The organism is Xanthomonas sp. (genome assembly GCF_017163755.1).
Classification (GTDB): domain Bacteria; phylum Pseudomonadota; class Gammaproteobacteria; order Xanthomonadales; family Xanthomonadaceae; genus Xanthomonas_A.
Window position 1 is genome coordinate 1 of the sequence record NZ_JAFIWC010000052.1, and the last position, 10871, is coordinate 10871.

The 10871-nt window shown below is 67.5% G+C and carries 7 protein-coding genes and 1 pseudogene; 6 read left to right on the top strand and 2 right to left on the bottom strand.

Annotated features, from left to right (window positions below):
- Positions 1-440, top strand: a pseudogene (locus JR065_RS21075) (ATP-dependent DNA ligase); the annotation flags it as partial.
- Between the two features lie 161 nt (positions 441-601).
- On the opposite strand, the gene JR065_RS21080 reads toward JR065_RS21075, so the two are convergent.
- A complete protein-coding gene (locus JR065_RS21080) occupies positions 602-1249 on the bottom strand; it encodes a DNA-3-methyladenine glycosylase (RefSeq protein ID WP_206236470.1) in 648 nt (215 codons plus the stop codon).
- A 353-nt stretch (positions 1250-1602) separates the two neighbouring features.
- Here JR065_RS21080 and JR065_RS21085 point away from each other — a divergent pair, with 353 nt between their 5' ends.
- Positions 1603-3690: a phosphocholine-specific phospholipase C gene (locus tag JR065_RS21085; protein ID WP_206236472.1), complete on the top strand. Its 2088-nt coding sequence runs from the start codon at positions 1603-1605 to the stop codon at positions 3688-3690.
- 453 nt (positions 3691-4143) lie between these two features.
- On the opposite strand, the gene JR065_RS21090 is transcribed toward JR065_RS21085, so the two are convergent.
- Positions 4144-6438 (bottom strand): TonB-dependent receptor family protein, encoded by a 2295-nt coding sequence (locus JR065_RS21090; protein WP_206236473.1) that lies wholly within the window; start codon positions 6436-6438, stop codon positions 4144-4146.
- A 288-nt stretch (positions 6439-6726) separates the two neighbouring features.
- Here JR065_RS21090 and rimK point away from each other — a divergent pair, with 288 nt between their 5' ends.
- The 4 genes from rimK to JR065_RS21110 all read left to right on the top strand — a co-directional run bounded on the left by rimK (position 6727) and on the right by JR065_RS21110 (position 10356).
- Positions 6727-7620: a 30S ribosomal protein S6--L-glutamate ligase gene (gene rimK, locus JR065_RS21095; RefSeq protein WP_206236474.1), complete on the top strand. Its 894-nt coding sequence runs from the start codon at positions 6727-6729 to the stop codon at positions 7618-7620.
- 252 nt (positions 7621-7872) lie between these two features.
- Positions 7873-8340 carry a hypothetical protein gene (locus JR065_RS21100; RefSeq protein WP_206236475.1) on the top strand — a complete coding sequence of 156 codons (468 nt, stop codon included), beginning with the start codon at positions 7873-7875 and terminating at the stop codon, positions 8338-8340.
- A gap of 8 nt (positions 8341-8348) precedes the next feature.
- Positions 8349-9026: a response regulator gene (locus JR065_RS21105; RefSeq protein WP_206236476.1), complete on the top strand. Its 678-nt coding sequence runs from the start codon at positions 8349-8351 to the stop codon at positions 9024-9026.
- The gene (locus tag JR065_RS21110; RefSeq protein WP_206236478.1) at positions 9019-10356 is read left to right on the top strand and encodes a sensor histidine kinase; all 1338 of its coding nucleotides are present in this window, start codon (positions 9019-9021) and stop codon (positions 10354-10356) included. The genes JR065_RS21105 and JR065_RS21110 overlap by 8 nt, the downstream gene beginning before the upstream one ends.
- The last annotated feature ends 515 nt before the right edge of the window (positions 10357-10871 follow it).

The window sequence follows — 10871 nt, forward strand, 5'->3', positions numbered from 1 at the left end:
AGCTGCTGGCGCAACTGGAACTGGAATCGTTCCTGCGCGTGTCCGGCGGCAAGGGGCTGCATGTGGTCGTGCCGCTGAATCCCGGCTGCGACTGGGACCTGACCAAGCGCTTCGCCCACGGGTTCGCCGATGCGCTGGCGAAGTCCGAGCCCGACCGCTTCCTGGCCACCGCGACCAAGCGGCTGCGCAACAAGCGGATCTTCGTCGACTACCTGCGCAACGGACGTGGCGCGACGGCGGTGGCCTCGTATTCGCTGCGCGGACGCGCCGGCGCGCCCGTGGCGATGCCGCTGGCCTGGAGCGACCTGCCCAAGCTGCAGCGCGCCGACGCCTTCACGATGCGGGAGGTGCCGGCGAAGTTGAAGCGGCGGCGCAAGGATCCCTGGGACGGCATCGCCCAGGTCAGGCAGAACCTGGCGCGGTGGGCGGGGTCCGAATAGCCTGCTGCCATCGTCCCGCCAGTCGCCCGCCGCGTTCTTGCGCGTGCGCAGGATGAGGAAGCGCGAGTGTCCGTCCCTGCCTGCTGAAGCCCTGCCGCCGCGAACTGCTTGGACCGACTTTGCGGACCGGCGGACGCGTACAACCGGTCCGTGATGCGTTCCTATCGCTCGGCGGGTCTGCTGCGCGCGGACCGCCCGGCGCTCGGCCTGGCCGACACGTGAAGGCTGTCCGCGACGTGCCAGCGCCACGGCAGCTCCACGGCGCGGCTGATGCCGATGCGCGGACCGGCCACCGGGTCCGCGGGCGGCGGCACCCCGTCGGACACGATGCGGATGCCGCGATCGCCGCTCACCAGGTCCGCGCCGTCCAGCGCCCGGGTGATGCCCAGCGCCTGGGCCAGCCGTGCCGGGCCGCTGGCCAGGTCGCGCTCGCGCCTGGCGGCCGGGCGCGCTTGCCGCATCCGCTCCAGCCCGGCGATCGGCTGCATCGCCCGAAACAGCACGCCGGCGCCTTCGCCCACCTCGCCGCACACGGCGTTGGCGCACCAGTGCATGCCGTAGGTGAAGTACACGTACAGGTGGCCGGCCTGGCCGAACATCGTCGCGTTGCGCGCGGTCATGCCGCGGTACGAGTGGGCGGCCGGGTCTTCCGCGCCGGCGTACGCTTCGACCTCGACGATGCGACCGGCGCGGCCGTCGTCCAGCACCAGGATCTTGTTCAGCAGTTCGGGCGCGACCAGCGCAGGATGGCGACGGTAGAAGTCGCGCGGCACCGCCGCCCATCCGGCTTCAGGCGTGGAGGTCGGCATGGTGGACCGGTGGCCTGAGCGGAGCGGGCATTTTGTTGTGTGGCGCAGGCATCGCTGCCGGGAACGGTTCGATGCCAGCTGGGAGGGTACGCAATCTCTTCATGTCGACCAGAAGGAGGGAGGGCCGGCTTCGACACCGCCTGGCGTGGATGCCGTTCGAGCATGTCGTTGCCGTACGGCGCGAGCATGAACGACGCACCGTTGCGGCCGGGTCAAACCGTGGCCGTCGCCACCTGGATCGCTCGAGCGCGCCAAGCCATCCGTTCGTGTTGCCGCCGGTGTCAAACCGGTTTCATCCGCGGCCGCTACGCTGCACGGCTTCGGCGAGCCTGGCTCGCGCTCGAGTCGTCGCCATGGTCGAACAGGGTCGCCGTCGTTTCCTTGCACGCGCGTCGCTGGCGCTCGGTGCCGGTGCCTTGTCGCCGCTGCTGCCCGGCGCGATCCGTAGCGCGCTGGCGGTGCCGCCGGCGCGCGTCACCGGCACGCTGCAGGACGTGCAGCACGTGGTGATCCTGATGCAGGAGAACCGCTCCTTCGACCACTACTTCGGCTGCCTGCGCGGCGTGCGCGGCTACGGCGATCCGCGTCCGCTGCGCCTGCCGAGCGGCAGGCCGGTGTGGTACCAGCCCGAACCCGGCGCCGCCGACCGCTACGTGCTGCCGTTTCGCCTCAACAGCCAGACCAGCAGCGCGCAGTGGATGAAGGACCTCAACCACGACTGGAAGGGCTCGCACGAGACCTGGAAGCACCACGACGCGTGGATCGCGCAGAAGAGCGCGATGACGATGGGCCACTTCCAGCGCGAGGACCTGCCGTTCTACTACGCGCTGGCCGATGCCTTCACCATCTGCGACGGCTACCACGCCTCGCTGTTCGGCCCCACCAACCCCAACCGCATGTACCTGTTCACCGGCACCAGCGGCCTGACCGTCGGCGACGACGGCGAGCAGGCGGTGAACAACCGCGACGACGGCAACTGGACCGCGGACATGGCGCGCGACAATCCGCAGTTTCCCGGCCATGCGTGGACCACCTATTCCGAGCGCCTGCAGCAGGCCGGGGTCAGCTGGCAGGTGTACCAGGAGTTCGACAACTACGGCGACAACAGCCACCCGTACTTCGCCCGCTTCCGCAATCTCGATCGCGACTCGCCGTTGTACCGGCGCGGCCGCGCCTGGGTGCCCGGTTCCACCGCCGACAACGCCAAGGCTTCGCGTGGCGAGCACCTGGTCGCCGCGTTCGCGCGCGACGTGCGCCAGGGCACCTTGCCGCAGGTGTCGTGGATCGTGGCGCCGTATCTGCTCAGCGAGCATCCCGAGGCCACCCCGGCCTACGGCCAATCGCTGAGCGCGCGCCTGCTGGAGGCGTTGGCGGGATCGCCCGAGGTCTGGTCCAAGACCGTGTTCCTGATCAACTACGACGAGAACGACGGCTTCTTCGACCATGTGCCGCCGGCGCTGCCGGCGATCGCGCCGGCGCTGGGCGCCAGCAACGTGGACACCCGCGGCGAGGACTACCACGGCGTGCCGGTCGGGCTGGGGCCGCGCGTGCCGATGCTGGTGGTGTCGCCGTGGAGCCGCGGCGGCTGGGTCGATTCGCAGGTGTTCGACCATACCTCGGTGATCCGGTTCCTGGAGCGCCGCTTCGGCGTGGTCGAACCCAACATCGGCGCATGGCGGCGCGCGGTGGCCGGCGACCTGACCTCGGCGCTGGATTTCTCCGGGCGCGACGACCGCCGCACCGCCTTGCCCGATACCGGCGGTTACATCGCGCGCATCGACGCCACCGCGGCCTTGCCGCCGCCACAGCGTCCGGCGCAGCAGGCGCTGCCGCGGCAGGAGCCGGGACAGCGCCCGGCACGCGCGCTGCCCTACGATTTCGACGTGACGATGCAAGCCGATTCGCAGGGGCGGGCATTGTGGATGCGCAACCGCGGCGCTGCCGGCGTCGCGTTGAATGCGTATGCCGATGGCGGCGTGGCCGGTCCATGGTTCTACACGCTCGCCGCCGGCAGCGAACTGCGCGACACGCGCGCCTGGCGCGGCGATGCGGCCGAGGCCGGCTATGCGCTGCAGGTGCATGGCCCGAACGGTTTCCTGCGCGAGTTCCAGGGCGACGGCATCGCCGATGCCGGACTGGAAGCGGACAGCGTCTACGACGCGCAGGCGCAATGCTTGCTGCTGACGCTGCGCAACGGCGGCACGCAGCCGTGTTCGCTGCGCATCCGCGACGGCTATCGCGGCGTGGACCGGCAGCAGGCGCTGGCCGCCGGCGAGAGCGCAGTGCTGCGTTATCCCTTGCAGGACCACCATCACTGGTACGACCTGACCCTGTCCAGCGATGCCGCACCACGCTGGCGCCGCCGCCTCGCCGGGCATATCGAAACGGGACGGCCGAGCATGAGCGATCCGGCGATCGGCACTGCCGTTGCGATGGGCTAGGCGTTCTTCTCTCGTCTGTTGGCGGACGAGCGATGCCATGTGCGAGCGATTCTGTATCGCTTGGGCGATCAGTGAACGTCAGGCACTGCCGGTAAGCCCGTCGCGACCAATGGCCCAAGGCTAGCCAGGATCGCTCCGACGAAGCCCCGCGATGATGGACGCCAAGCTTGGTTTTCCGGATGTAAGGCCGTACGCAATGGGCTGTGCGTCGAAGTCGTTCTGCCTTGGAACCTGCTCTGAGGCTCCAAGGCGCTTCGGTGCGGCGATCGCATTGCCAAGCTGCTGCGTCAGCGGCGCAGCGGATGCGATCGGTGAGCCTGCGACGCCTCTTCATTCGCGAACCAATACGCCCACACCCAAAAGCGCCGCAGTGCCCTGGCACGTGCGACGCTTCCCGGTCCCCGGTCCCCGGTCCCCGGTCCCCGGTCCCGAGTCCCGAGTCCCGGCCCAAACTCAGAACTTCCCAGTGAACGTCACGAAGAACTGCCGCGGCGCTCCGGCCATCAGCGTCTGGTTGTAGCCGTCCGGATCGGACACCACGTAGCCGTTGGTGCCGACGGTGGCGAAGTAGCGCTTGTCCAGCAGGTTGGTGACGTTGGCGCTCAGTCCCAGGTTCTGGAACATGCCGACCTGGCCGAAGTCGTAGCCTGCGCTCAGGTCCACGCGCCAGTAGCTGGGCACCGACGAATCGTTGAGGTAGCTGATGTAGCGGCGGCCGGTGTACTTGCCGTCGAGCGCGGCGTGCCAGCCCTGGTTCTGGTAGGCCAGGCTGCTGGAGAACATCCACTCCGGGATGCCGACCACGCGCTTGCCGGCGGTCGCCACCACGCCGCCGTTGAGGTAGTCGTCTTCGTAGGTGGTGTCGCTGTAGGACAGCGAGTTCAGCCAGCGCAGCTGCTCCATCGGCCGCCACATCACCGCCAGGTCGGCACCCTGGCTGCGCACCGAGCCGACGTTGTTGAGCGTGGCCGAGCAGGTCTGGATCGCGCTGCACGGCGAGGTCACCAGCAGGCGGTCGTCGAACACGGTGTGGTAGAGCGCAAGCGAGGCTTCGATGCCGTCGCCGCGCACCCGGTAGCCCAGTTCGTAGGTCTGCGCGGTTTCCGGTTCGAGCGAATCCCTGATCGCGTCGAACGCCGCCTGCGATTGCTGGAACGGGGTGAAGCCGAAGCCGGCCATGTTCTTGTTGTACGAGGCGTAGATCTCCTGGCGCGCATCGAGCTTGAAGTTGACGCCCACCTGCGGCAGCAGGTCGGAGTCGGCCTCGATCTCGCCGGCGGCGTTGGAGCCGGTGGGCACCAGTGACCTGGCCGTGGTCTCCACCTGCAAGGTCTTGGCGCCGAAGTTCACGGTCAGCCTTTCGTCCATCAGCCGCAGCGTGTCCTGCACGTAGAACATGCGCGTGTCGGTGTCGTAGTGCTGGGCGAAGGCGCGCGCGAACGGGGTGCCGGCCTTGTCGAAGTAGTACAGGTCGGTGAACGGGCCGTCGAGGCGGAAGAAGTTGCGTTCCTGCACCGTCTTCGCGTTCTGCAGCCAGGCACCGAGCTCGATTTCGTTGCCGGCGAGGGTGAAGTTCAGCGACGCGGTGCCGCCGTGGCGGTTGAGCCGGTAGTCGGTGGTGCGCATCGCCAGGGCCACGCTGTCCGACGAGGCGGTGTACGGCGTGGTCCATTGCCCTTCGCCGTCGTTGTCGTGGTAGTAGCCGGCGAGGTTGAGCGTGGCGTTGCCGCCCAGGTTGAAGGTGCCGCTGAGCGCGGCGAGGTTGTCGTCGCGCAGGCCGGCGCCGGAGTAGTACGACACGTCGGCCTTGCCGTAGTCGGCGGGCAACCCGTCCAGCGAGGCCGGGTAGCTGCCGTTGCCGTTGAGCGCGTTGGCGATCTGCACCGCGCTGTTCCAGTCCGGCATCAGGTAGTCCCAGTCCCAGCCCAGCACCCTCTGCGAGGTCAGCGACAGGTCCATGATGTCGTATTCCTTGCGCTTGGAGCTGTCCAGGAACAGGCTGACGCGGTTGCCGTCGCCCCACTGGTACAGCGCCTTCACGTTGGCCTGGTTGTAGACGTTGTCGCCGTAGCCCTTCCACTTGTCGGCCTCGCCATGGACGATCGAGGTGTACATCGAGAAGCCGTGAATGTCGCCGGTGTCGCCGCGCACGTACGTGCGGCGGGTGGCATCGGAGCCGAAGGTCTGGCTGAAACGGATGCCCGGCTCGCTGTCCGGATCGGCGGAAAAGTAGCGCACGGTGCCGCCGAGGTTGCTGCTGGACGCGGTGCCGAGCGCGCCGGCGCCTTGCGCCAGTTCCACCGAGGCGACGTTCTCGGAGATGATCGCGCGGGTCACCTGCAGGCCGTCGCTGACGCCGTAGCTCATGTTGCCCAGCGGCACGCCGTCCAGGGTGAAGCCGAGCCGGCTCTGGTCGAAGCCGTGCAGGCTGATCGACGTGGACCATTCGTAGGCGCCCCACGCATCGGCGGACTGGAACTGCACGCCCGGCAGCTTGTCCAGCACCTTCAGCGCGCTGGTGCCGGGCGTGGCGTTGCCGATGTCCTCGCGGGTGATGCGCTGCACCTGGCGCGTGGTGCCGGTCGACACCACGGTGATCGCGTCGAGCATCTTGGCGTCGCCGCCGGCCGTATCGGCGGCGGGAGCGTCGGCGGCCACGTCGGCGGCCTGGATGGCGAAGGCGGGCAGGGCGGACACGATGGCGAGCACCAGCGCGTGGACGCGCAAGGGTCGGGAAGCGGAGATCATCGGGATTTCACCAGTGGGTTGGGGGAGGAGGCGCGGCCCTGCGCGGCGCTGCGCAGGACCGGCCGCGCAGCCGAGCCTGATACGGCTCGCCCGCCACCATGCAAGCGATGTGTGAAGGTTCCGAGGCGGTCTCGTGTCCGCTGTGGGACAGGTGGCCTGCCGCCAATGGCCGGATGCAGGCGCGCGCCGCACGTACCGGTTCTTCCCGGGTGCACGTGGGGGCCGCCGCGCCAGCCCGCGCAGCAGGCCGCGACGTATGATGCGAGGCCTGCCACCGCCGCCGCGCCGATGAAGCTCGCCATCCTGTCCCGCAATACCAAGCTGTATTCGACCCGGCGCCTGGTCGAGGCCGGGCGCGAGCGCGGGCATACGGTGCGCGTGCTCGATCCGCTGCGCTGCTACATGCGCATCGCGGCCGGCGCCTTCACCATGCACTACAAGGGCAGGCCGATCACCGGCTACGACGCGGTGATCCCGCGCATCGGCAGCTCGATCACCCGCTACGGCACCGCGGTGCTGCGCCAGCTGGAGATGATGGGCACGCGCACGCCCAATCCGTCCGACGCGATCCTGCGCGCGCGCGACAAGCTGCGCGCGCACCAGCTGCTCGCCGCCAAGGGCATCGACATGCCGATGACGGTGTTCGGCGACAATCCGGACGACACCCACGACCTGCTGTCGATGCTCGGCCCGCCGCCGCACGTGGTGAAGTTGAACGAGGGCACCCAGGGCGCTGGCGTGATCCTGACCGAGAAGGCCAGCGCATCGCGCGGCGTGGTCGAGGCCTTGCGCGGCCTGTACGCCAATTTCCTGGTGCAGGAGTTCATCGGCGAGGCCGAAGGCGCCGACCTGCGCTGCTTCGTGGTCGGCAACCAGGTCGTGGCCGCGATGCGCCGCCAGGCGCCGGATGGCGACTTCCGCTCCAACCTGCATGTCGGCGGCACCGCGCAGCTGGCCAGCGCCAGCCGCAGCGAGCAGGACGTCGCGGTGCGCTCGGCGCGCGCGCTGGGCCTGGGCGTGGCCGGCGTGGACCTGATCCGCTCCCGGCGCGGCCCGCTGGTGCTGGAGGTCAACTCCACGCCGGGCCTGGAAGGCATCGAGGCGGTGTGCGGGATCGACATCGCCGGCCGCATCATCGAACATGTGGCCGCTAGCCTTGATCGAAAGAAATCAACAGCTTAGCGAATATTTTCGCCTGCTGGCATCGCTTAACAATCGTTTAATCGGGTCCTGCGTATGCTTCGTCGGACCGCAGCTCTGCCCTCCTCAGCAGGAACGGTAATCGGGATATATTTCGGCCCAAGCGGCGTCGCCGCTTGGGCTTTTTTGTTTTTCCTCAGGCGGTACGTTGTGGACTCCATTCCACTTGCCCGACGAGCGCCAGGTAGTTACATTCGCCGAACATTCGGACGTTTTAACCAGGGGAGAGCAGGGATGTTGCGTAAGTTTTTTTTTACAGCGTTGTCGTTGGCCGCCGTGACTGCCTATGCGGCCGGCAAGAAGCCGGTACTGGATGTTAACCAGCGGACCGATGCGTCTCAAATCGCAGCCATCCAGGCCCAACTCGACGACGGCAAGACGTACGTTGAGCTCGGGGGAGAGCAAAAATCACAGGTCAAGGCTGCCCTTTTACGAATCTCTGACGTACTCAACGCGCATGCTGACCTGACTGGAATGCCGGAATCAACCCGGGTGGCGTTGTTCAACGACCAAGAACTTGTCAATAACCTGTTAGTTCAGGCTCGAGACGACAGCCGTCTGATATGTAGTCGCGACAAGCTCACGGGCTCCAACATGCGCACCACCCAGTGTTCAACCGTCGCTGAGCGGCGGCGGATCAAGGAAAACTCTCAGCATGTCCTGGCCGAGGGACGGCGCGATCTAACCAAGTCTCAAGATTAGGAAACTAAGTGCGCATTCTCGTCATAGAAGACAACAGCGACATCGCCGCCAACCTGGGCGACTACCTCGAAGACCGTGGCCATACCGTGGACTTCGCCGCCGACGGCGTGACCGGCCTGCATCTGGCGGTGGTGCACGAGTTCGACGCGATCGTGCTAGATCTGAACCTGCCAGGCATGGACGGCATCGAGGTCTGCCGCAAGTTGCGCAACGAAGCGCGCAAGCAGACCCCGGTGCTGATGCTCACCGCGCGCGACTCGCTGGACAACAAGCTGGCCGGCTTCGATTCCGGCGCGGACGACTACCTGATCAAGCCGTTCGCGCTGCAGGAAGTCGAAGTGCGGCTCAATGCCCTGTCGCGGCGCGGCAAGGGCGTGCACACCCGCGTGCTGGAAACCGGCGATCTGGAATACAACCTGGATACGCTGGAAGTGCGCCGCCAGGGCAAGCTGCTGCAGCTCAATCCCACGGCGCTCAAGATCCTGCAGGCCCTGATGGAAGCCGCGCCCGCGGTGGTCACCCGGCAGGAGCTGGAAACCCGCGTATGGGGCGAGGAACTGCCGGATTCCGATTCGTTGCGCGTGCATATCCACGGCCTGCGCGCCGTGGTGGACAAGCCGTTCGACGTGCCGCTGATCCAGACCCGCCACGGCATCGGCTATCGCATCGCCGCACCCGATGCCTGAAGCCGGCGAGTTGCCGCGATCGGTGCGGCGGCGCGGTCGCTACCGTCGCCGCCTGCGCAGCCGCATCATCCTCTCCTTCGTGCTGTTGGGCTTCGGCCTGACGGCACTGTTCGCGTTCGCGACCAACTGGGCGCGCGCGCGGGTGGAGAACCAGCTCGTCGAAGACGTGATGAATCGCAACATCGACGAGTTCGCCAAGCGGTTCTATTCCGATCCTTCGAAGAATCCCGATCTGCCGGTGCAGCAGATGTTCGGCCGGGTGGTCAAAAGCGACCGCTTCGAGACGCTCCGGCGCGAGCAGCCCGAGTGGTACAAGCTGTCCGACGGCATCCACAACATTTCCGGGCTCGACGAAAGCGGCAAGCCTTTCTCGTACAAGCTTGCGGTACGCAAGACGCCCAGCGAATGGTTCTTCCTCGCCTACGACATGACCCAGACCATACAGGGCGAGGTGCAGCTGAAGCGCACCTTGTTCCTGTCCGTGCTGGTGTTCAGCGGCTTGTCGCTGGTGATCGGCTGGTGGTCGGCATCGCGGGTGATGCGCCCGGTTTCCGATCTGGCGGCGCGGCTTCGCGCCTACCGGGGCAGCAGCGAGCCCAAACCGCTCGCGCCGCATTTCCCAGACGACGAGGTGGGGCAGCTGGCCGAAGCGCTGGACGACTATTCGGCCCGGCTCACCGAGGTGGTGCAGCGCGACCGCGAGTTCAACGCCGACGTCAGCCACGAACTGCGCACGCCGCTGGCGGTGATCCGCGGCGCCACCGAACTGCTGCTGACCCGTCCGAACCTGGACGACAAGGTGCTGCAGCGCCTGCAGCGCATCCAGCGTGCCGAGCAGCAATGCAGCGACCTGATAGGCTCGCTGCTGCTGCTGTCGCGCAACGAGCGCGGGCAGGGCAGCAGCAACGTGGCGCGGGTGGCCGAGCAGCTGATCGATTCGCACCGCGCGCAGCTGGGCGGCAAGCCGCTGCAGCTGCTGCTGGAAGGCGAACGGAACCTGGTCATCGACGCGCCGGAGTCGGCGCTGTCGGTGGCGCTGGGCAACCTGATCGGCAATGCGGTCAAGTACACCCACGAAGGCCAAGTGGTGGTGCGGGTGCTGAGCGATGCGGTGCAGGTCATCGACTCCGGCCCCGGCCTGAGCGAGGAGGACGCCGCCAAGCTGTTCCAGCGCGGCTATCGCGGCACCCATGCCGGCCACTCGCAAGGAGGCGGCATCGGCTTGTCGATCGTCAGCCGCCTGTGCGACCTGTACGGTTGGCAGGTGAACGTGCGCCCCGGCGCGGAGAAGGGCGTGGTCGCGACGCTGAGGTTCGCGCCACCGGCGTGAGGGGCTCAAGGCGTGATGCCGAGTTGCCGGGGACATGCGGCCAGCGCGCCGTGGGTAATTGTAGGAAGGGCTTGGGTTCGGGACGTTTGCTGCCGGAGCGCTTCGCTACGCTGTTCGAGGTTGAAATCGCACCTATGGAGTCTGCGCTCGGGCGGACTGGTGCACTGTAGGAGGGGCTTCAGCCCGGACGCCATCGCCGCCGGCGCTTTTCATCTATGCCGGTCTCGGTTCAAACCGCTCCTATGTAGGCTTGCGATTGGGCGGCTAGGCGGTTGGGCGCGCTGTAGAAAGAGTTCAGTCCCCGGCAGTGGTCGCCGCCGTAACGCCTTCCACTGCGCCGGTCCATTGAGCCGCTCCTATAAGGGTTTGCGGAGGAGCCTCGGCATGGAAGGCTTTCGTGGATGGAATGCTCGCGGCTTCGTTCGTCGCGACTGAAGTCGCTTGTGTCTTATGCGGGTATACCGTTGAGGTGAGAGCGGAGTGCGGCAGGCCGCTTAGTCGCAGTGCCTCACGAG

What these genes read in the sequence shown, in the direction of transcription:
- JR065_RS21080 (WP_206236470.1), bottom strand. Translation starts at nt 1,249, where the DNA reads ATGCCGACCTCCACGCCTGAAGCCGGATGGGCGGCGGTGCCGCGCGAC.
- JR065_RS21085 (WP_206236472.1), top strand. Translation starts at nt 1,603, where the DNA reads ATGGTCGAACAGGGTCGCCGTCGTTTCCTTGCACGCGCGTCGCTGGCG.
- JR065_RS21090 (WP_206236473.1), bottom strand. Translation starts at nt 6,438, where the DNA reads ATGATCTCCGCTTCCCGACCCTTGCGCGTCCACGCGCTGGTGCTCGCC.
- rimK (WP_206236474.1), top strand. Translation starts at nt 6,727, where the DNA reads ATGAAGCTCGCCATCCTGTCCCGCAATACCAAGCTGTATTCGACCCGG.
- JR065_RS21100 (WP_206236475.1), top strand. Translation starts at nt 7,873, where the DNA reads ATGTTGCGTAAGTTTTTTTTTACAGCGTTGTCGTTGGCCGCCGTGACT.
- JR065_RS21110 (WP_206236478.1), top strand. Translation starts at nt 9,019, where the DNA reads ATGCCTGAAGCCGGCGAGTTGCCGCGATCGGTGCGGCGGCGCGGTCGC.